Annotated in this window: 17 protein-coding genes; 9 read left to right on the top strand and 8 right to left on the bottom strand. The window is 55.2% G+C overall.

The window, feature by feature from the left end:
* Positions 1-12 precede the first annotated feature (12 nt).
* The 8 genes from fecA to AC2FCQ_RS03400 form a co-directional block, all read right to left on the bottom strand.
* On the bottom strand, positions 13-2,334 hold the full coding sequence (gene fecA / locus AC2FCQ_RS03435) for a TonB-dependent Fe(3+) dicitrate receptor FecA (protein WP_209633184.1): 2,322 nt from the start codon (positions 2,332-2,334) through the stop codon (positions 13-15).
* Between the two features lie 111 nt (positions 2,335-2,445).
* Positions 2,446-3,402 (bottom strand): ferric citrate uptake sigma factor regulator FecR, encoded by a 957-nt coding sequence (fecR, locus tag AC2FCQ_RS03430; protein WP_209633186.1) that lies wholly within the window; start codon positions 3,400-3,402, stop codon positions 2,446-2,448.
* The gene (gene fecI / locus AC2FCQ_RS03425) at positions 3,399-3,923 is read right to left on the bottom strand and encodes a ferric citrate uptake sigma factor FecI (RefSeq protein ID WP_209633188.1); all 525 of its coding nucleotides are present in this window, start codon (positions 3,921-3,923) and stop codon (positions 3,399-3,401) included. The genes fecR and fecI overlap by 4 nt, the downstream gene beginning before the upstream one ends.
* A gap of 99 nt (positions 3,924-4,022) precedes the next feature.
* Positions 4,023-5,102, bottom strand: coding sequence for an ABC transporter ATP-binding protein (locus AC2FCQ_RS03420; protein WP_490307577.1), 1,080 nt, complete (start codon positions 5,100-5,102; stop codon positions 4,023-4,025).
* Positions 5,102-6,055 (bottom strand): carbohydrate kinase family protein, encoded by a 954-nt coding sequence (locus tag AC2FCQ_RS03415; protein WP_209633192.1) that lies wholly within the window; start codon positions 6,053-6,055, stop codon positions 5,102-5,104. Before AC2FCQ_RS03415 ends, AC2FCQ_RS03420 begins: the two co-directional genes overlap by 1 nt.
* 19 nt (positions 6,056-6,074) lie before the next feature.
* Positions 6,075-6,914 (bottom strand): carbohydrate ABC transporter permease, encoded by an 840-nt coding sequence (locus AC2FCQ_RS03410; RefSeq protein ID WP_209633194.1) that lies wholly within the window; start codon positions 6,912-6,914, stop codon positions 6,075-6,077.
* Complete coding sequence (locus AC2FCQ_RS03405; protein WP_490307576.1) at positions 6,904-7,812, bottom strand: carbohydrate ABC transporter permease; 909 nt, start codon at positions 7,810-7,812, stop codon at positions 6,904-6,906. Before AC2FCQ_RS03405 ends, AC2FCQ_RS03410 begins: the two co-directional genes overlap by 11 nt.
* A gap of 9 nt (positions 7,813-7,821) precedes the next feature.
* Positions 7,822-9,072, bottom strand: coding sequence for an extracellular solute-binding protein (locus AC2FCQ_RS03400; RefSeq protein WP_209633199.1), 1,251 nt, complete (start codon positions 9,070-9,072; stop codon positions 7,822-7,824).
* Positions 9,073-9,172: 100 nt separating this feature from the next.
* Here AC2FCQ_RS03400 and AC2FCQ_RS03395 point away from each other — a divergent pair, with 100 nt between their 5' ends.
* The 9 genes from AC2FCQ_RS03395 (at position 9,173) to dcp (ending at position 22,407) form a co-directional block, all read left to right on the top strand.
* Positions 9,173-10,345 (top strand): ROK family transcriptional regulator, encoded by a 1,173-nt coding sequence (locus AC2FCQ_RS03395; RefSeq protein ID WP_209633201.1) that lies wholly within the window; start codon positions 9,173-9,175, stop codon positions 10,343-10,345.
* 167 nt (positions 10,346-10,512) lie between these two features.
* Complete coding sequence (locus tag AC2FCQ_RS03390; RefSeq protein WP_490307575.1) at positions 10,513-10,659, top strand: hypothetical protein; 147 nt, start codon at positions 10,513-10,515, stop codon at positions 10,657-10,659.
* A gap of 1 nt (position 10,660) precedes the next feature.
* Positions 10,661-11,992: a guanine deaminase gene (gene guaD, locus AC2FCQ_RS03385; protein ID WP_490307574.1), complete on the top strand. Its 1,332-nt coding sequence runs from the start codon at positions 10,661-10,663 to the stop codon at positions 11,990-11,992.
* Positions 11,989-13,419: a xanthine dehydrogenase small subunit gene (xdhA, locus tag AC2FCQ_RS03380; protein WP_490307573.1), complete on the top strand. Its 1,431-nt coding sequence runs from the start codon at positions 11,989-11,991 to the stop codon at positions 13,417-13,419. The genes guaD and xdhA overlap by 4 nt, the downstream gene beginning before the upstream one ends.
* A complete protein-coding gene (gene xdhB / locus AC2FCQ_RS03375; RefSeq protein ID WP_490307572.1) occupies positions 13,412-15,805 on the top strand; it encodes a xanthine dehydrogenase molybdopterin binding subunit in 2,394 nt (797 codons plus the stop codon). Before xdhA ends, xdhB begins: the two co-directional genes overlap by 8 nt.
* Positions 15,798-16,571, top strand: a complete 774-nt coding sequence (gene xdhC / locus AC2FCQ_RS03370; RefSeq protein ID WP_404759672.1) for a xanthine dehydrogenase accessory protein XdhC — start codon at positions 15,798-15,800, stop codon at positions 16,569-16,571. The genes xdhB and xdhC overlap by 8 nt, the downstream gene beginning before the upstream one ends.
* Positions 16,572-16,901: 330 nt before the next feature.
* Entirely contained in the window at positions 16,902-18,254 is a 1,353-nt protein-coding gene (hpaX, locus tag AC2FCQ_RS03365) for a 4-hydroxyphenylacetate permease (protein ID WP_490307571.1), read from the top strand.
* Positions 18,255-18,299: 45 nt separating this feature from the next.
* The gene (locus tag AC2FCQ_RS03360) at positions 18,300-19,925 is read left to right on the top strand and encodes a thiamine pyrophosphate-dependent enzyme (protein ID WP_490307570.1); all 1,626 of its coding nucleotides are present in this window, start codon (positions 18,300-18,302) and stop codon (positions 19,923-19,925) included.
* A gap of 283 nt (positions 19,926-20,208) precedes the next feature.
* Entirely contained in the window at positions 20,209-22,407 is a 2,199-nt protein-coding gene (gene dcp / locus AC2FCQ_RS03355; RefSeq protein WP_209633215.1) for a peptidyl-dipeptidase Dcp, read from the top strand.
* Positions 22,408-22,573: the final 166 nt, after the last annotated feature.

The raw sequence follows: 22,573 nt of genomic DNA, 5'->3' as shown, positions 1-22,573 counted from the left end.
CCCGCGGGGGAATTAGAACTTTACAGAGCCTTGCAGATACAGGGTACGTGGCTGACCGATGTACAGCCCCTTGTTGTTATCGTCGTAAGCGCGGGTGAAATATTCGTGGTTAAACAGGTTCTTAACCCCGACACCCAGGTTTAGCCCGGCCATTTCCGGCCCAAAGTCATAGGCGGCGCGCATGCCCCACAGCATATAGCCAGGAATGCGACCGGTGCTGCCGTCAGCACTTTCCGCCACCGTGTTGGCGTTATCGGCAAACTGGCTGGACTGGAATTCACCGTTGAGGTTAAACAGCCAATGACCCGGGGTGTAATCCAGTCCCAGAGTCCCCTTATGCTTTGGTGAGAACGGCACCTGATTTCCCCGGTAAGCGCCGTCTTCGCGGATAGTCGCGTCGACATAGGCATAGCTGGCGTATACCGTCATATCATCAAGTGTCGGTGTCAGCTGCGACAGATCATAACGCAGGCTGCCTTCCAGTCCGGCGTGGCGGGTTTTGCCGCGTGCGGTAACGCTGTCGGTCACCTGATTGGAATCGTACTGATTATTGAAGTTGATCAGGAAGAGACCGATTTCACCCTGCAGCGCATCGCCCTCGTAGCGTGTCCCCAATTCCCAAGTGCGCGCCTTTTCCGGCTCGATATTACCGCTGTCGACTGCTTTGCCCATCTGGCTGTATTGCACGGTCCCGAATGAGCCTTCCGTGTTCGCGTACACATTCCAGTATTCATTCAGGTGATACATCACGTTCAGCGCTGGCAGGGGCGCGTTGTAGCTCACATCCAGGCGGTTATTCTTGATGTAGTTGTTCTGATACGAGGTGATATGCTCGTAACGCATACCCGGTGTGATGGTCCAGTCGCCGATATCAATACGATCATCGATATAAAAGGCGTGGGCATCGGTACCGGATTGGGTATCACGATCGTAAGGGCTACGGGTTGACGGCAGAACGCCGTTGCTGGCCTTACTGTAATAACGCAGCTCGTGGGTGGACTCGCTCACATAACGGTAGCCCACGCCAACTTCATGCGCCGATTGCCCCCAGCGGAAGCTCTGGCTGTAACGTGGCTCCACGCCGCGCACCCAGTATTCACGCGGAGACAGTGTCAGGTTCTTGCCCTGATCCAGATAACCGCTGCGCAGGGTATAGGTATAGAAACTTTGCACATCGAATTTGTGTTGCTGGTCGGGCTGGTACCGGTAGCCAAAGTTCGCCAGCTGGCGACGGCCCCAGAACTTATCGTATGGGCGTGTCGATTGAAACGGGTTGGCATTGTAATCTGCCCGGCTCAGGCCGCCCGGCATGTCCGCTTCACCTTCATAATATTGCAGCAGGCTATTAAACGTATGCACATCGTTGGGGGCATAGCGGCTTTTCAGCATCACGTCGTCAATTTTGGTTGAACTGTGTTCGCGCCAGTCGCTGCCGCGCGTGCCGGAATAAAGCAGTGCGCTGCCAAAGCCATTATCCGCGGTGCCGCCGATCATCAGGTTGCCCGTTCCCTTTGGGTGATCCTGACGAGACGTCGGGCTCAGTTGGCCCTGCATACCGGCCTCCATGCCGAAGGTCTCCGGGATGGCCCGAGTGACAAAGTTGACCACGCCACCGACGCTCTGTGGCCCATAACGAACGGCACCGCCGCCCCGTACCACATCAACGGCATCCATATTGCCGAGGGAAACCGGCGCCAGCGACAGCTGCGGCTGGCCATAAGGGGCGAAGGGGACCGGGATCCCGTCCATCAATACCGTTGAACGGCTGGCCAGACGCGGGTTCAGGCCACGAATACCGAAATTGAGTGCCATATCGTGACTGCCGGTCCCGTTGTTTTCTGGCGCAACAACGCCGGGAACGCGGTTCAACACTTCACGTAGCGTGGTAGCCCCGGTTTTGGCGAAGGCTTCACGGCGAACGACATCACGTGCCCCAGCGTGTTCGAACACGTCAATTTGCCGGCCTTCAGCCAGCCAGTCGCCTACAACGGTGATGTCTTGTTCTTTCTGCGCGATTGGGATATTGACCAGGGTGTAACCATTGCCACCGAGCGCCTTGGCCTGCAAACCGCTGCCCGCCAGCAGTGCGTTCAGCCCTTGGTCGAGGCTGTAATTACCCTTTAACCCTGGCGAATGCTTACCGGCGGTGAGCTTTCCGTCTACCGACAGCGCAATACCGGCATGCGCGGCAAAGGTCGTCAACGCACCATCCAGATCACCCGCAGGGATAGCGTACGCGGTGGGTGCCGGTTGTGCTGCCATCACCGGTAAAGCGAATGCCAGGCCCACGGCTATCGCCAGTGGTTGAAGCGGTTTTCCCCAAAAGTTGTTCATACCTTCTCCTGATTTCTTCTATTTTTTGCTGCAGTGTTTTATCTGGAGTCGAATGAGAATGGAAAAGGGACAATCAAGAATGCGATTTTTTATCATTTTCATTTAAATAAATCAGGCGGGGACAATTTTTAACCAGTAACGGGTAAAACTTTGCAGCCGTATCGGCAGGGTTTGGCTGAGTAAAAGAAGGGCGCGATCCGGCTCCCTCAGCGGGAAGCTGCCGCTAACACGAAAATTGGCAACGGCGGGATCGCATTCCAAACGGCCAGGGCGGTAACGCGCCAGTTCGGCAATCACCCGATCCAGCCGCCATTGGCTTACGTTGAGCACGCCGCGTGTCCAGCCATCAGCGATATCCAGCGTCTGCAGCGGGTTAAATGCGGTGGCGCTAAAGCTGATTTGCTCGCCGGCGTTAACCCGACGCTTCTCCTGCGGATACTGTGCCAGTTGGGCTTCCACGGCGTGTTCAATCACGGCCAACTGCGTTTGCCCCTCGCTTTCATGTACCAGAAAATGGGTGCCCAGTGCACGCATTGCGCCTTGTTGGCTTTCTACCCACAGAGGGCGGGTATCACGGCCGGTTATGAGGCTAATCTCACCGGTGTGCAGTACGATCAGCCGCTTTTCAGCGGTGTAGCGAACATCAACGGCGCTGGCGGTGTTTAACACCAGTTGGCTGCCGTCGCTAAGGATGATGGGTTTGATCTCACCCGTAGCGGTGCGGTAGTCAGCGCGCAGCTCACGCCCCAGCGGTGACTGATAGCCTAGCCAACTGCCGCCAACGCCGAGCAATAGCAGCAGGCTTTTCAACAGCGTGCGGCGATCCAACGAGCTGTGGCGATCGGCCTGATCGAGCGTGCGATAGCCGAATTTACCCGGTACGCCTTGTAATTGGCTTTGTAGCGCTTCAACCCGTTGCCAGGCCCAGCGGTGGTCATCGTGTTGTTGATGCCAGGTCTGCCATTGCTGTCGCTGGCGTTCGGTGACATTTTCATCACTTAACAGGGCAAACCAGTGAGCGGCCATTTTCAGCGCATGGCGTTGTTCGGGGGTGATGTTATGACTCATTGCAGGTATTCGTTTTCCAGGCTGAACAGCAGGCAGTGCTCGGTGGCTTTTGCCATATATTTCTTCACTGAACTGACTGAGACGCCAAGCCGCAAAGCGATGTCGGCATAACCCAACCCTTCAAGTTGCGACAGCAAAAAGGCCTGTTTGATTTTTGGGTCCAACCCGTCGAGCATGCTGTCGATCTGTTGTAGGCTTTCCAGCAAACATTGGCGTTGTTCCGGTGAGGGGGCAAGCGCTTCCGGCGCTAATGCGAGCATATCCAGATAGGCTCGCTCCAACGTTTTACGGCGGAAAAAATCGACCATGACCCGTTTGGCGAGCGTGACCAAGAAATCTTTAGGTTCACGGATGGTGGCGGCGGAATCACTTTTCAGGATCCGCAGGAACGTGTCTTGTGCCAAATCGTCGGCATCACATGCGCAGCCAAGCCGACGGCGTAGCCAGCCCTGTAGCCAACCATGGTGGGTTGTATAGAGGTGAGCTAGCGCTTCAGAGGGTGAAGGGGCTGTGGCTGACATGGGTTCCGCGGTGAAGGTCTACTCTAAAAAAGATGCGCGGATGATAATTGAGAATGGTTATCGTTTCAAGTTTGATGCCGTCCATGGCAACCGGTTCTCTTAACGTTCACTGAGTCGCTGTCCTGTTGCAGCGTCAAACAAGTGGATTGCATCACTGTTGGGAGCCAGGTACAGCAACTGACCGCTGTCTGCGTTGACTCGCCCGCTGAACTGTACGTGCAACGTGTAACTGCCCCAGGTGAGATGCAGCAGGCTGACATCGCCGGTGATCTCCATCAGCCGCAGCGTGGCGGCCGGTTGTTCGCTGGTTTCTACCAAACGGAAGTCATGCGGGCGCAGCCCAAGGATCACTTTGCTGCCTGGAACGGTTTGATGCCATTTCGCGGGCAGGGGAAACCATAACGTTCCGCAGGTTACGCCAGGACGATGGTCACGTGGCGTAACGACGCCCTCCAACAGGTTCATCGGCGGTGAGCCGATAAAACGGGCGACAAAGGTATCTGCCGGTGCATCGTAAATCTCCAGCGGTTTCCCTTGCTGCACGATATTGCCGTCTTTCATCACCACAATTTGGTCAGCCAGCGTCATGGCTTCGATCTGGTCGTGAGTGACATACACCGTGGTGGTTTTAAATTGCTGATGCAGGGATTTGATCTCGGCGCGCAGCTCCATACGCAGTTGGGCATCAAGGTTAGACAGCGGCTCATCGAACAAAAATACCTTCGGGTTGCGCACCATGGCGCGGCCCATCGCCACCCGCTGGCGCTGTCCGCCTGACAGCTCTTTCGGGTAGCGCTGTAAAAGAGGGTCGATTGCCAAAATACGCGCGGCCTGTTGAACCTTGGTCTGCTGCTCGCTTTTTGGCACCTTCATCACCTGCATGTGGAACGCCATGTTTTCAGCCACCGTCAGGTGCGGGTAGAGCGCATAGCTCTGAAATACCATGGCGATATCGCGATCGGCCGGGTCCAGATCGTTAATTTTTTGCTTATCCAGCAGGATCGCGCCGTCGGTCAGCGTATCGAGCCCGGCCAACAGACGCAGTAACGTGGATTTCCCGCAGCCAGAGGGGCCGACCAGCACGGTAAAACTGCCGTCGGGAATGGTCAGATCCAACGGATTCAGCACGCGCTGTTTACCGTAATATTTGGTGACTTTTACCAGCTCTACACTTGCCATCAGACCATTTCTCCGGCGCAGGTTTTCAGGGTGTTCCAGTCCAGGTACTGGCGCGGTGAACTGCTGATGGCGTGGCTTGCGGCGTGGATACCCCAGCGCAGCGCGACCGCAGCGGAATGGCCATACAGGCAGGCGGTCAGAAACCCCGCGTTAAAACTGTCGCCGGCACCAATGGTGTCGACGACCTTGATCGGATGCGCCGCTGCTTGCAACAGGCGCTCTCCCCACCACATGCGAGCGCCGTCAGGGCCGCATTTCACCACACAGGCGGCATCGGTCGGTTGCTGCCGGTTCAGCGTGCGGGCGGCGGTGTACAGGTCTTCATGACCGGCCATACCGCAGGTCTCCACTTCATTAAGCAACAGAATGTCGCAGAACGGCAGCCAGTCGGCGATCTGCCCGCGTAATGCATCGCTCCAGCCCTGAGGTGGCCAGCCGGTATCCACCGCAATACGGTAGCCGCGCTGGCGCAAGGTTTGCAGCAGCGCCGGATATTCCGCCATCAAGGTGGTGCACAAAAACGTGCCGCACAACAACACCGTGTCGCCAGTACCGGCGAACAGCGGGATCTGATGCAGCACGTCGTCCTGGCTCAGGCGGGTGATATGGCCCTGATTGCTGAAAAAAGTGCGCTCGTTATCGGGGTGCGTCACACCGAAGGTCAGAGAGGTTTCACAACTGTAGGTCGGCCAGTACAGCGAGCTTTCCGGGAACAGCTGTGCCAGCCAGGGGCTGAAATAGTCGTTGCCCTGGTTGGCCACCAGCCGGTAAGGGGTTTCCAGCGCCGCCAGCGCCAGTGCGCAGTTGCCCGCCGAACCACCGGGGCGCAGTTCGCTGTGATCCAGCATCGCCTCGGTGCCTTTTTGCGGCCACTGTTGCAACGTGCTCATGATCACGTCGACGTTGATATTGCCAACCACGTACAGTGTGGGTCTGGTGTTGGTGTTCATCATGTTAATTTCCCTGAATAAATTAGCCCTTGCTGCCGCCACTGGTTAAACCGCTAACCAGCGTTTTTTGCAGCCAGATGGCAATAAAAAGAGGTGGAATGGCGGCCAGAATGCCGACGGCGGCGATCAACCCGTCATCGGTGGCGCGACCGGCAGTGAAGCCGGCAATGGTGACAGGTAGCGTCTGTGCCTGAATATTGCTGGTGAACAGCAATGCATAGAAAAATTCGTCCCAGGCCAGCAGCCAGCCAAACAGCGCGGAGGCGCCCAGTGCCGGTTTGGCCAGCGGCAGGGTGATGCGTAACAACACCTGCCATTGCCGCAGCCCATCCAACCGCGCCGCCTGTTCGATATCTATCGGCAAGGCGTCGAACTGGTTTTTTAGCATCCAGGTGAGGAACGGCAAGATCAGTGAGCAATAGACCAGCACCAAACCAATATGGGTATTTAACAAGGCTAACTGTTGCAAAATAAAGTACAGCGGCAAGACAAAAGCCACGGGGGGCACCATGTAAATGGCCAGGCTGGCAAACAGCCAACCGTCGCGTCCTGGGTAGCGTGAAAAGCTGAACGCTGCCGGGATCGCCAACAGTAATGAAATTAGCGTAGCGCCACAGGCCACCAGTAGGCTGTTGAATAGCGCGTGCAGAAACAAGGTACCCGGCTGGCCGGGCTGCAATGACAGCAGGCTGCCGTAGCGCGAAAAGTCCCACTGACGTGGCAGCCACTCCAGGGGCACTCGCGTCAGATCGGCCGAGGCACTGACGCTCATCAGAAACAGCCACAGCATGGGCGCAAGGATTGAAACTGCCAGCAGCAGCGCGGCGCTGTAGCGCAGCACCAAACGAATGTTACGCTTCATCGGCGAGGCTCCTTCGGCGCTGACGGAACAGCATCAGCATGTACAGCGCGATCAATAACCCGCACAACAGCGTCATCAACACCGCATAGGCGGCACCGCTGCCGGCGCGCAGATAACTGAATGATTCCTGATACACGAAGAAACTGAGGGTTTTGGTACTGTCCATCGGCCCGCCGCGCGTCATCACGTAAATAATGTCGAACACCTTGAAGGCGTCAATGGTGCGTAATACCAGAGCCACCGCCAGCGGTGCCAGAATGGCGGGCAGGGTGATGGCGCGAAACCGCCGCCAGGCAGAGGCCCCGTCCAGCCGCGCAGCCTCGTACAAATCGTCTGGGATGGATTGCAACGCCGCCAGCGTCAGCAGGGTAATCAGCGGGTAATTCTTCCAAATATCCGCCAGCATCACCGCGTTAAGTGCCGAAGCGGGATCGCCCAGCCAACTGCGGTAGTGATCAATTACGCCAAGCTGGGTCAACAGTGCGTTGATACTGCCGTAATCCGGGTTGAAATTCAGCCGCCACATGGTGGCATTAACGATGGTGGGTAGCGCCCAGGGCAGAATAACCAGTACCCGCAGAAGGTTACGCCCATGGAATTTTTGGTTAAGCAGCAACGCGACCAATACGCCAATCACGCCTTCAAATGCCACTGACACCAGGGTGAAATACAATGTACGCCACAAGGCAGCCTGGAAATCCGGATCGGTCAGCGCATAAAAAAAATTGTCCATACCGACCCAGGCCGGCGTTACGCCATCGCCCACCAGCGCCGCATCGGTAAAGCTCAGCCATAGCGTACGGGCCAGCGGCCAGGCGGTTAGCAGCAGCATCATCAGTAGCATGGGTGCTAACAGCACCCATGCCTGACGCCGCTCACGTTGGGGAAAAGTGAGCATTGTCATTCCTTAACGCAACCGCGCAGCGCTTTGGGTCGCGGCGTCCAGCCCGGCCTGCGGCGTGACTTTACCCTGCAAGATTTGCTGCAGGTCCTGCTGCAATCCGTTGGACAAACGGGAGTAATCGACGGTTTCAGGGCGCGACAGCATCACGTTCAACGACTGTTTGGCTGCGGCAATCAACGGCTCCTGGCCTTTCTGTACCGCCGGATCGTCGTAGGACGCCTTCCAGATCGGCAGGCTCAGTTTGGCGTATTTGTCTTGCACCGGCTGTGAGGTCATATAACTGATGTACTGCCAGGCTTGGTCAGGGTGGGCGCTGGCTTTGGCGATGCCCAGCCCCATCGACCCATTCACCGCGGAGACCTGGCCTTCCACCGAGCCAGGCGCAGGGACGATCCCGACGTCACCGGCCACTTTACTTTGCTTCGGATCGTTGGCCATGTTGTACATGTAGGTCCAGTTTAGCGCGAAGGCGGCGTCACCGTTGGAAAACGCCTTACGCACGTCTTCCTCCAGATACTCGCGGGAGTTCGGGTTGGTTAACCCTTTGTCCAGCGACGCTTTCATATAGTCGACAGCCTGCAGCGAACCTGGCGTAGAGAAGGTGATTTTCCCTTGCTGGATAAACTGCCCCTTAAAGGCAGACACCAACGTGGTGTAGTCGCATACCAACGCCTCGGCCTGTGACCAGCTCCACACCAGCGGGTACTTGACCACGTTTTTCTGTTTCAGGATTTCGGCCTGTTGCGCCAGCTCCTGCCAGGTTTTCGGCGGGGCTGCGATCCCGGCCTTGGCCAGCATGGCTTTGTTGTAATACAGGTATTTGGTGTCCAGGATCCACGGCATACCCCAGCGTTTGTCTTTATAGGTCACGGTGGTCATGGCACCGGCAAAGATTTTATTGCTGTCGTCGGCACTAATGCGCGCAGTGACGTCTTGCAACAGGCCGAATTTGGTGAATTCCGCGGGCCAGATAGCGTCAAACAGCACCACATCATAGCCGTTACTGCCGGCACCGCGCGCGGCAACGATTTTATCGTGCAGGGCTTCGTAAGGAACAAACTCCAGGTTAACGGTGATATCCGGGTGCTGTTTGCTGAAGTCCGCGGTCATCGCGCGGATGTCGTTTTCGCTGTAGGCCGCCTGGGTCATAAATAACGCATTGATTTGCGTTGGGGCGGCATAGGCGGATGACAGGCTGAGGGCCAGGGCAGAAAGGGTACTGACTGCCGTAGCGGCAAGGGTATGGCTTTTCATTGTGCGTTCTCCGGTGTTAAAAAGATTCTTAAATCAATTTGATTGCTTTATTAGAGGGCACCATACTGCAAAGACGATTTCCCTTTCTGCATAGGCAGTTATGACGACTTCCGGCACTAACCTTGAACATGCTCGTGCACACAACCGGCGCGTAGTGATAGAGGCTATCCGTTTGCACGGTGAACTGACCCGTGCCGAAATTGCCCGGCTGACCTCACTGACGCCGCAAACCGTTTCAAACATTGCAACAGAACTGGAACAGGCCGGTATTCTCTCCTCGCACCTGCCGCGTCGTGCCGGCGGGCGGGGCCAACCGGCCACGCCGTTGACCCTGAACCCAGACAGTGCGTATTCCATCGGCATCCATCTGGATCATCAGTCACTGCTGATCATCGTCGTTGATCTGTCAGGCAGCGTTCGTTTCCACCGGCTGATTATGGTGCAAAAGCCGCAACCTGCTGCGACCTTGAAACTGATTTGTGATGTACTGCAAGAAATGCGCCAGCAGCCGGATCTGAGCTGGGGAAAAATGTTGGGGATCGGCGTTGTGATGCCGGGGCCGTTTGGCGTCGAAGGTATTTCCTCCGTTGGGCCGACCACGCTGAACGGCTGGGAAAATATTGATGTAGTGGCCGAACTTAACGCGCAGAGTGGCCTGCCGGTGACGCTGGAGAACGACGCCACCGTTGCGGCGATTGGCGAGCGTTTGCACGGTATCGCCAGGCAGCTTAATTCGTTTATTTATTTGTATCTTGGCACCGGGCTGGGGGCGGGGATTTTCACCGACGGCCGAATTTATACCGGCCATGCGCACAATGCTGGTGAGGTCGGCCACATGATTGTGCAACCGGGTGGCCGGGCGTGCTATTGCGGCAACCAGGGGTGCCTGGAACGTTATGTGTCATTACAGGCGGCCTATGAGAGCTGCGGGTTGGATCCGATGCGCGCCAGACCGCAGGACTTACTGGCATTGCCGCAGGGGCAGATAGACACATGGCTGGATTCGGCGGTGCCGGCGTTACGTCAGGCGATCAACATTATTGAGTGCATGTTTGACGCTGAAGCCGTGATTATTGGCGGTCTGATGCCGGAAAGCCTTGTCGAGCAGCTCATCAAGCGGCTTGCGCCATTGCACCGCTCGGTACGCAGTAAATACCTTGACGGTCTGCGGGTGCGGCTGGGGACGACGGGCGCGGATACTGCCGCATTAGGCGCCGCAGCCTTGCCCCTGTTTGATGAGTTTAACCCTCGCTATGAAGTGCTATTAAAGTAATAAATTATATTACCCCCATTTGTATTCTTGCCCAATATTGGTGCGCGCGCTCAATTAATACAATATAAGCAAACGGTTGCTATTTAAATGCAACCGTTTGCTTATTCCTGGCTTATTTCCCTTGACTAAGAATATTGAGCGACTTGTTTTTATCGCTTTGTTTTTAAATGGAAATCATCAATAAAAAACCCATTGGCACGCTGATTGCTATTCTTAAACCAACACCTGCGATCGATAAAAAGACCGTGACCACGCCCTGGCCTGAATTGACTCAGCCGGGTGTTGTGCGCTGGTTCTGTAGAGAAGGAAAGTAAAATGAGCATCCCATTCACCACGGCGATCCGTGGCAATTTCTTTGATATCACTGCCTGCGTGGATAACCCGCAACAGTTGAGTCGACAATTACGCCATCTTCCTGACGGATTAATTCTGCTGAATGAAGGCACCATTGTTTGGTTTGGTAGCTGGCAGCAGGGGGAGTCGCTATTGCCGCCGGGGTGCGAGGTTACCCATTACCGTGACAAACTGATCGTGCCGGGTTTTATCGACACCCATATTCATTATCCGCAAACCGAAATGATTGGTGCCTATGGCGATCAACTGCTGGCGTGGCTGAAAAACTATACTTTTCCGACAGAAAGCCAGTTTTGCTGTGAACAGCATTCCGACAAAATGTCGGCGTTTTTTCTACAACAACTGCTAAGCAATGGCACGACTACGGCACTGGTATTTGGCACTGTGCACCCGCAGTCGGTAGAAGCCTTGTTCAGTCAGGCAGCAGCACTCAATATGCGTTTGATCGCCGGCAAGGTGATGATGGATCGCCACGCCCCGGACGCCCTGTTGGAAACCCCGGAGGAGAGTTACCAACAAACACGTGCGTTGATTGAACGCTGGCACGGTAAGCAACGGCTGAGTTATGCCATTACACCGCGTTTCGCCCCTACCAGCACACCGGCCCTGTTGGCACAGGTGCAACGGCTGCGCGAAGAGTTTCCTGATGCCTATATGCACACCCACCTGAGTGAGAACCTGGATGAAGTGGCATGGGTGAAAGAATTGTTCCCGGACAGCCGCAGCTATCTGGATGTTTATCATCAGTATGGAATGACCGGGGAGCGGAGCGTTTTCGCCCATTGCCTGCATTTGGAAGAGCAAGAGTGGGACTGCCTATGCCAGACCCGCTCGGCGATCGCCTTTTGCCCGACCTCCAACCTGTTCCTTGGCAGTGGCCTGTTCAATATGCAAAAGGCTTGGCAAAAACAGGTGAAACTGGGCATCGGCACCGACGTTGGCGCCGGTACCACGTTCAATATGCTGCAAACGCTGGGTGAGGCTTATAAGGTTAGCCAGTTGCAGCACTATCAACTTTCCGCCTGCGAGGCGTTTTACCATGCCACGCTGGGCGGTGCACGGGCACTGTCGCTGGAGGATAAAATCGGCAACTTTGACATTGGCAAAGAGGCGGACTTTGTGGTGCTGGATCCTGCGGTGTCACCGTTGCAGAAGCTGCGCCATGAGAACAGCCGCGAGTTAGCGGAACAACTTTTTGTGCTGATGACGCTGGGCGATGATCGCAACGTTTACCGTACCTACGTCGACGGTAAAGTGGTCTATCGGCCGACCACGCACCAGGAGGCTGCATGATCCAGTTTCTGCTTAATCAAACGCTGAAAAGTGAAACAGCGCTCGATCCCAACACGACGGTGCTGAACTATCTGCGTCGCGATCTCGGCCGCTGCGGCACCAAAGAAGGCTGCGCTTCCGGTGACTGTGGCGCCTGTACTGTCGTCCTGGCGGAGCCGGACGGCGAACAATTGCGCTATCGCAGCGTAAACGCCTGCCTGACTTTCGTCAGTGCGCTGCACGGCAAACAGCTGATCACCGTAGAGGATCTTAAACAGCAGGGGGCGTTGCACAGCGTGCAGCAGGCGATGGTTGACTGTCATGGCTCACAGTGCGGTTTTTGCACGCCGGGATTTGTCATGTCGATGTTTTGTCTACAAAAAAACAGTGAAAGCTATCAGCCTGAACAGGCGCAGCACGCGTTGGCTGGGAATCTGTGTCGTTGTACCGGCTATCGGCCAATTTTGGCCGCGGCGCAGCAGGCCTGCAATACCAAAACGCCCGACAGTTTCGAACGCGACCAGGCGCAAACGCGACAGCGTTTACAGGCGATACGCCCGGCGACGTTGGTGGCGTCCGCGGGCAAACGCTGCCTGTTGCCACAAACCCTCGATGAACTGGCGACGCTGTATCAGCAACACTCCGAGGCCAAACTGCTGGCCGGCGGTACCGACCTGGCACTGGAGGTCACTCAGCGTCATCAGGATATCCCGTTGATGATCGCCGTTGGTCAGATTGACGCGCTCAAGCGCGTCCGTTGGCAGGATGAGCGTCTGATCATCGGGGCCGGGGCGACGTTAAGCGATATATACCCGCTACTGGCCAGCTATCACCCGGCCTTTGGCGAACTGTTGGGGCGTTTTGCTTCGCAACAAATTCGCAATCAGGGCACCTTGGGCGGCAATATCGCCAACGCATCCCCGATTGGTGATGGTGCACCGTTACTGTTAGCGCTGGATGCGAAGCTGACGTTGCGCTGCGGTAAGGCGCGTCGTGAACTGCCGTTGAACGACTTCTTCCTTGGCTACCGCCAGACCGCATTGCAGCCGGGAGAGTTTATTGAAAATATCCTGTTGCCAGCCAGCGCGCCGGCAGATTTCCGCGCCTGGAAGGTCTCTAAACGGCTGGAAGATGATATTTCTGCGGTCTGCGGTGCCTTCAATCTCACCCTTGACCAAGGTGTCATTCGTGACGCCCGTTTGGCGTTTGGGGGCATGGCGGCAACGCCGAAACGCGCCTTGCTGAGCGAACAGCAACTGGTGGGGCAGCCGTGGCAGCGCGCCACGGTGGAACGGGCTGCGCAGGCGTTGGCACAAGACTTTACGCCGCTGAGCGATTTTCGTGCCAGCAGCGCCTACCGTTTGCTGGTGGCGCAAAATCTGCTGCGTCGCTATTTCATCGCATTGACCGAGCCACAGCTGGCGATCGAGGTGACTGCCCATGAGTAATCGCAAATACAGCGAACAGACGCAGGCGCAACTGGCCGAACGCTTCCGTCAGTCATTGACCAGCGGTGTGGGACGGAGCCGTAAACACGAAAGCGCCGACAAACACGTTAGCGGAGAAGCACAATACATTGACGACCGGTTGGAGTTTCCCAACCAGTTGCACCTGGCGGCCAAGCTGAGCGAACGGGCGCATGCCCGTATAGAAAAACTGGATCTGTCCGCCTGTTACGATTTTCCCGGTGTAGTGCGGGTGATCACCTGGCAGGACGTGCCGGGCGAGTTGGATATCGCACCTTTAACCCACGGCGATCCGCTGTTGGTGAAAGATGAGGTGGAATACGTCGGGCAGGTGATTGTGGTCGTGGCGGCGGACGATCCCGAGACCGCCTGGCGCGCTGCGCAGGCGGTCAGCGTAACCTATCAGGATTTATCTGCCCAGTTGGACGTCACGCAGTCCCTGCGAGATGGCTTTGTGGTACAGGAGGCCCATCATCATCAACGGGGTGATGTCCAGGGGGCACTGGCACAAGCGAAGCACCGTATTCAGGGTGAGTTGCACGTTGGGGGACAGGAGCATTTCTATCTGGAAACCCAGATAGCCTCGGTGCTGCCCGTCGAAGACGGCGGCATGCTGGTCTATTCATCGACCCAGAACCCGACAGAAATACAAAAACTGGTCGCTGCGGTGCTCAATCTGCCCATGCATAAAGTGACTATCGACATGCGTCGTATGGGCGGTGGTTTTGGTGGCAAAGAAACGCAGGCCGCAGGCCCGGCGTGTTTATGTGCCGTGGTGGCGCATCTCACTGGACGACCGGCCAAAATGCGGCTTAATCGCCGTGACGACATGCTGATTACCGGTAAGCGTCATCCGTTTTATATCCAGTATGACGTCGGCTTTGACGACAACGGATTGTTGCACGGCGTGAAAATCGACCTGGCAGGCAACTGCGGTTACTCGCTCGATCTGTCGGGTTCTATCGTCGATCGTGCCATGTTTCACGCCGATAATGCCTATTTTTTACAGGATGTATTGATTACGGGACACCGATGTAAAACCCATATTGCATCCAATACCGCCTACCGTGGTTTTGGCGGCCCGCAGGGCATGATGGCAATTGAGCAGGTCATGGATCATATTGCCCGCTATCTGGGGGACGATCCGCTGGCGGTGCGCAAAACCAACTATTACGGCAAGGAACAGCGCAACGTCACTCATTACTATCAGCCGGTTGAGCAGAATCTGCTGCAAGAGATCACCGCTGAACTGGAACACAGCGCCGATTATCAGGCGCGGCGTCAGGCGATTCGGCACTTCAATGCACAAAACCCGATTTTGAAGAAAGGGCTGGCGCTGACGCCGGTCAAGTTCGGCATCTCCTTTACGGCCAGCTTCCTCAACCAGGCCGGGGCGCTGGTACTGATTTACACCGACGGTAGCATTCAACTCAACCACGGTGGCACCGAAATGGGCCAGGGGTTGAACACCAAGGTGGCACAGATTGTCGCAGAAGTGTTCCAGGTCGAGGTTGAGCGTATCCAAATCACCGCCACCGATACCGGCAAGGTACCCAATACCTCGCCAACGGCGGCGTCGTCAGGCACAGACTTGAATGGCAAAGCGGCGGAGAATGCCGCCTTGACCATTAAGCAACGCCTGATCGACATGCTCAGCAAACAGCATTGCGTCGATGCCGAGCAGATCGCCTTCAATAATGGTCAGGTCAAGGTAGGAGAGCACTATTTCAGCTTTGAACAGGTGGTTGAGCAGGCCTATTTCAACCAGGTTTCACTCGCCAGCACCGGCTATTACCGCACGCCGAAGATTTTCTACGATCGCGACCAGGCCCGCGGCCATCCGTTTTATTACTTTGCCTACGGTGCGGCCTGCGCGGAAGTCGTCATCGATACCCTGACCGGTGAATATAAGCTGTTGCGTGCCGATATTCTGCACGACGTGGGCGACTCACTGAACCCGGCGATCGACATAGGTCAGGTGGAAGGGGGATTTGTGCAGGGTATGGGGTGGCTCACCAGCGAAGAACTGGTGTGGGATGACAAGGGCAAGTTACTGACCAACGGGCCGGCCAGCTACAAAATCCCGGCGATTGGCGATGTGCCTGCCGATCTGCGCGTCACGCTGCTGGAGAACCGCAAAAACCCGGAGGACACGGTGTTCCACTCCAAAGCGGTGGGCGAGCCGCCGTTCATGCTGGGGATCTCGGTCTGGTGTGCGATAAAAGACGCGGTGGCCAGCCTGGCGGATTACCGCCTGCAGCCCAACATTGACGCACCGGCCACGCCAGAGCGGGTGCTGTGGGGCGTACAGCAGATGCTGAATAGTGACATTGTCACTAACTTGGCGCGGGAGAACGGCAATGGATGAATGGATTGAGGCTTTGGCCGAGCAGCGGCGGCGTGGCGAGCCTTGCATCCTGGTGACGCTGGTGGATGAGTTGGGGTCCACGCCGCGTAACCGTGGAACCAAAATGCTGGTAACCGCGGAACGGGCGGTGAATACCATTGGCGGTGGCCATCTCGAGTTTCAGGCGTTAGCGATCGCCCGCGACATGCTCAAGCAGGGCGTTGCCACGCTGCGACTGGAGCGCTTCCCTCTGGCGGCTCGGCTGGGACAATGCTGCGGTGGAACCACCAACGTGCTGTTCGAACCCCTGATATCCCCTCGACCACAGATTGCGCTGTTTGGCGCAGGACACGTGGGCCGGGCGTTGGTGACCATCCTTGCCACACTGCCGTGCCGGGTGCATTGGGTGGATGGTCGTGCTGCGGAGTTCCCTGCACTGATCCCGGCGGGGGTTCAACAACAGATCTGTGAAGACCCGCTGGAGATGGTCGATGCCATGCCGGCAGGGAGTTATTTCATCGTCATGACGCATGATCACGCATTAGACCTGGCGCTGGCAGAACGCATTTTACGCCGTGGTGATGCCGGTTACTTCGGCCTGATCGGCTCACTGACCAAACGCAAACGCTTCGAATATAAACTGGGCCAGCGCGGTATCAGTGAACAGACGATTGCCGGTATGCGTTGCCCTCTGGGGCTGCCGGACGTGAAAGGCAAGCTGCCAGCGGAAATTGCGGTGGCGGTAGCCGGGGAGATCATTGCCTGTTATGGGCGCTTATACTCTTAGTCAACCTTGGCATAATATCCCTGTTTCATAACAGGGAATGAGAATTTTTTATTGTTTATAAATAAATTAACGAATTCTGATATTAATTAATTTACAAAATAGCCTTTGTTGTTAATTAACTAACGGTATGTTTTATATTTAAATTGAAAATCGTTAAGCAAGTCACAAGTTCCCCTAAATAATTTTGCGGTTTTATTTCCCCCTATGTATACCTCTATTCATTAACATGTTAATGATGGTGTTCGCGTCATGGCGCAAACATCAAAGTCGTGGTGGACGGTGCCAGTACCCAAGCCGTCTGGCCCGTGGATATGCCATCCAGGAGCAGGTATGAATTCGCTTACCGTGCAAGAGAGCGCCAAACAAACAACGGAAAATGATCATGTCATTATCCGAAAACTGTTCAAACGTCTTATTTCTTTCTTATTTATCTTGTTTGTATTTTCTTTTCTCGATCGGATTAATATCGGTTTTGCCGGATTAACCATGGGCAAAGATCTTGGCTTGAGCGCCACAATGTTTGGCTTGGCAGCCACGCTTTTTTATATTACGTATTCAACGTTTGGAATTCCTTCCAATGTCATGCTGGGCATCGTTGGTGCCCGACGCTGGATTGCCACTATCATGGTGTGTTGGGGGGTAGCGTCTACCCTGACAATGTTCGCCACCGGGCCGCTATCACTGTACGCCCTGCGTATGATTGTGGGTGTCGCAGAGGCCGGTTTTTTCCCCGGCATCATGCTGTATCTCACTTACTGGTTCCCGGCCTACTACCGGGCTCGTGCCAACGCCCTGTTTATGGTTGCCATGCCGATCACTATGATGCTGGGATCCATTCTCTCCGGCTATATTCTGGCGTTGGACGGCGTAATGAAGCTGAAAGGCTGGCAGTGGTTGTTTTTGCTGGAAGGGCTTCCTGCAGTGGTATTGGGGATCGTGACCTGGCATTTTTTGGATGATGGCCCGCAGCAAGCAAGCTGGTTAACCGTTGCAGAAAAGGCGCGGTTGAGTGAAATGCTTGCGGCAGAGCAATACAGGGGAGTAGCGTCCACACAACGTCCTGGTTTGCGAACGGTGTTTACGCCGGTGGTGGTGCTATACGCACTGGCCTATTTCTGCCTGACCAATACCCTGAGCGCGATTAATATCTGGACCCCACAAATACTGCAAAACATGAATCAGGGCAGCAGTAATCAAACCATTGGCCTGTTGGCAGCTATCCCACAGTTTTGTACCGTGCTGGCAATGGTGGGGTGGAGTTTAAGTTCCGACCATTTTCGAGAACGTAAATTTCACACTTGGTTCCCGTTTGCCGTTGCGGCAGCAGGCTGGCTGGTGACCATTATCTCTACCCAACCATTTTGGCAACTTACCGGAATTATTCTTGCGTCCGCCGGTTCCTTCACCGCTATGGCGATATTTTGGACAACCCCGGATAAAGTGATCGCCGCGCCATCGCGGGCGTTAGCCATTGCATTGATATGCGCTATCGGCAATCTCGGCTCGGCGTTCAGTCCGGTGCTATTGGGCGTTCTGCATGATATGACAGGCAGTTTTTCTGCAGGCATTGGCGTGATGGGCATATTGCTGTTGGTGGGTGCCGCGGTTATCACGGTCATCCCGATGACGGAAAAACCTTTACCGAAGGGTAATGCATCAAATTCGGTGTTCAGACCTCGTTGAGGCAACCCACTTGAAATTGGATAGGTTAACAACGGAGAGGCAATAATGGGAAATACAGCAACCACAGGTCAGGCCATGGTTCGCTCGCTGATCGCGCATGGCATAGATACGGTATTTGGTATCCCGGGTGCACATATGTACGATTTCAATGATGCTCTCTATCAACAGCGGGAGCAGGTTCGATTCATTCACACTCGTCATGAACAGGGCGCGGGTTACATGGCTTATGGCTATGCCAAGTCCACGGGCCGTATCGGTGCTTATACCGTTGTGCCCGGCCCAGGAGTGCTTAATTCCGGTGCTGCATTATGTACCGCCTATGGTGGCAACACTCCAGTGTTGTGTCTGACGGGCAATATCATGTCTCACCTGATTGGCCAGGGGCGTGGGCAATTGCATGAATTGCCGGATCAACTCAATACATTGAGCGGAATCACCAAGATCGCCCGGCGGGTCAACCATGTCACAGAAGCGGGTTCGGAAATGGCGGAGGTGATCGGCCATATGTTATCGGGACGACAAGGGCCTGGCGCTATCGAAGCACCGTGGGATGTGTTCGGTATGCAGGGTGCTGAGACGGAGACTCCGTTAGCCAATACGCGCCCGGCACCGGCGGTTAATCCTGCGGCGATAGAAGCGGCGGCGAGCCTGATAGCTCAGGCCAAAAACCCGCTCATCATGGTTGGCGGTGGTGCTGTCGATGCGGGGGCCGCAGTGGCTGAACTGGCTCGGCGATTACAAGCCCCGGTGACGTCTCATCGTTCCGGTAAGGGTGTGGTGCCTGACGATTCGCCTTATGCGCTTAATTTTGTCGCGGGGTTCGACTATTGGCAACAGACCGATCTGTTGATCGGTATTGGTAGCCGGCTTGAGCTGCAATTTATGCGCTGGCGCTGGCTACCAAAGAATTTGAAAGTGATACGTATTGATATTGACCCAACCGAAATGGTTCGGCTCAAACCCGACGTTGCTGTTGTTGCGGATGCGCAACAGGGTGTTGAGGCGTTATTGGCGGCACTGCCGCTTATGCAGCCGGTGGATCGGAGTGCAGCGCTGTGCCGGTTAAACCAGCAGGCCAGAGAACGTTTCTCCTGCGTACAGCCGCAGGTTGACTATCTCAATGCCATTCGTGCCGCGTTACCGAGGGATGGTTTTTTTGTGGAAGAGGTTAGCCAGGTAGGTTTTACCGCCCGTTTTGCCTTCCCGGTGTATGAGCCGCGTCATTATGTGACGTGCGGCTATCAGGACAATCTGGGGTTTGGCTACAACACTGCGCTGGCCGTCAAAGTGGCGCATCCAGATAAGGTGGTTATCTCGGTGTCCGGTGACGGTGGTTTTATGTTCGGAGTGCAAGAGTTGGCGACGGCAGTACAACATGGCATTAATGTGATCGCCATCGTGTTCAATAATGCCGCTTATGGCAATGTGCTACGTGATCAACGGGATAGCTATCAAGGACATTACCTGGGATCTGCGCTAAAAAATCCGGATTTTGTCAAACTGGCGGAAAGTTTTGGTGCCTTGGCCTATCGTGCGACGACGCCTGGTGAACTTAAAGCTCGGTTGGTGGAGGCGATGAACGCCGAACGGCCTGTGGTGATCGAGGTGCCTGTTGAGACAGGATCAGAAGCCAGTCCTTGGCCATTTATCCACCCTCAAGCCCCGCAGTAGCATGTTCCAATTTAGGCGGTACTCTGTGCAAATTTCACGCTGATGGCGTTTTTTGCAGCCAAAGGCTAAACAGCGCTGAAGCGAATGCGCTTAGTGCCCAGAGTAACAGCAGTGGCATTAACGGACGCTGCTGGACTTTATGAAACCGTGGCCCGGTGTCGACCGAATCTTCTAATCACTTGTTTTTGCTCAAACTGCCAACTGCGCCTAAGCTAGGATGTGACTCAAGGGGAGACGAACTCCCCGCAACAATTTTCTGTGGACATGGAGGAGTTTCGATTTGATGCGTTTATCAACATTGGTGCTGGCGATCGGCATGGCGCTGGGCACACAGGCACAAGCAGAAGAGACCAACCCGCACGCGGATCATAGCGCGTTGCCAAGCGGCCAGGCAAAGGAGGCTACCGTGACCGGCGAAGCCAACCAGCACGACAAAAAGAACGAAAACCCGTTCTTCTACCAAAGTCGCCTGCCATTCCAGGCACCACCGTTTAATGTGATCAAAGAAAGTGACTATGCGCCGGCGATTGACGCCGGTATCAAGCAAAAACTGGAGGAGGTGGAGAAGATCGCCAACAATCCGGCCAAGCCTGATTTTAAAAATACCTTTGTGGCCCTAGAGCAAAGTGGCGCATTGCTGTCGCGAGTGATGAACGTGTTTGGGGCCATGACCTCGGCCAACACCAGCGACGCGTTACAGAAGCTGGACGAAGAAAGCTCACCGAAGCTGGCGGCGCTGGACGACGCCATCATGCTTAACAGCAAACTGTTTGCCCGTATCAAGGCTGTGTATGAACAGCGTGACGCACTAAAACTGGATGCGGAATCTCGCCGACTGGTGGAAGTGACCTACAAGAACTTCGAGCTGGCGGGGGCCAATCTGTCCGACGCCGATAAAACCAAGCTGAAGGCGCTGAATCAGGAAGCGGCGACGCTGAGCACCCAGTTCTCCAACAAATTGCTGGCCGCAACCAAAGAGGGTGCGCTGGCGATCGCCGATAAAGGCAAGCTGGACGGCCTGTCGGAAAGCGAACTGGCTGCCGCAGCCCAGGCCGCCAGCGAACGTAAGCTGGATAAACAGTGGTTGCTGGTGCTGCAAAACACCACCCAGCAACCAGAACTGCAAAGCCTGAAGGATCGTGATACCCGCAAAGCGCTGTTTGATGCGTCCTGGAACCGGGCAGAAAAAGGCGATGCTAACGACACTCGCCAGACAATCGCTCGTTTGGCCAAGGTTCGGGCTGAACAGGCCAAGCTGCTGGGCTTCCCGAATTACGCAGCCTGGAAACTGCAAAACCAGATGGCCAAAACACCGGATGCCGCGCTGAGTTTTATGCGTAACATCGTCCCTGCGGCGACCGCCCGTGCAGAACGTGAAGCCAAAGACATTCAGGCTGTGATTGACCAGCAGAAAGGTGGATTTAAGGTTGAAGCCTGGGACTGGCAGTTCTATGCAGAACAGGTTCGTAAAGCAAAATACGACCTTGATGAGTCGCAGATCAAACCTTATTTCGAACTGAATAACGTGCTGAACAACGGCGTGTTCTATGCTGCGAATCTGCTGTACGGCATCAGCTTCAAAGAACGCAAAGATATCCCGGTTTACCAACCGGACGTGCGGGTTTATGAAGTGTTCGATAAAGACGGTAAATCATTGGCATTGTTCTATACCGACTTCTTTAAGCGCGACAACAAAGGCGGTGGTGCCTGGATGAGCAACTTTGTCGAACAGTCGAAGCTCAAAGGCACCAAACCGGTGATTTACAATGTTGCCAACTTCACCAAACCTGCGCCAGGCCAGCCTGCGTTGTTGTCGTATGATGATGTGATCACCATGTTCCACGAGTTTGGTCATGCGCTGCACGGCATGTTCGCCGATCAGGAATACCCAAGCCTGTCCGGCACCAACACGGCGCGTGACTTTGTTGAATTCCCATCACAGTTCAACGAGCATTGGGCCAGTGATCCTAAAGTGTTCGCGCACTTCGCCAAGCATTACAAAACCGGGGAAGCGATGCCGCAAGAACTGGTCGACAAAATCAAAAAGGCCGACAAATTCAACAAAGGCTATGACATGACCGAGCTGCTGTCTGCGGCGCTGCTGGATATGCACTGGCACATGTTGAGTGCTGATCAACCGCAACAGGACGTGGACAAGTTCGAAGCCGAATCGCTGCAAAAAGACAAAATCGATCTCAGCTATGTGCCGCCACGCTATCGCTCAAGTTACTTCAAACATATCTGGGGTAACGGCTATGCCGCTGGTTACTACGCCTATCTGTGGACAGAAATGCTGGCGGATGATGCTTTCCAATGGTTTACCGAACACGGTGGCCTGACCCCCGAGAACGGCCAGCGTTTCCGCGACATGGTGTTGTCGCGTGGCAACAGCCAGGATCTGGAAAAACTGTATATCGACTGGCGCGGTCAAGCACCCAGCATCGAACCCATGCTGATTAACCGTGGGTTGAAAGACGAATAAAATAGTGTGATGTCTGTACGACGAACAAGGGCGTAATAAATTACGCCCTTGTTATTTCATAAATTTAACATTTACCTATCGTTGACGAATTCCAGGTTGTTTCTGGATGAGAGCAAGGTGAAAAGAAGACGTCATGAAGCATGGTTAATAATGGCATTTTCATTTT

Source organism: Serratia sp. CoH_134_PS_4 (assembly GCF_058190535.1).
The sequence above is the reverse complement of the archived record's forward strand: the minus strand, read 5'-3'. Positions and strand labels throughout refer to the sequence as shown.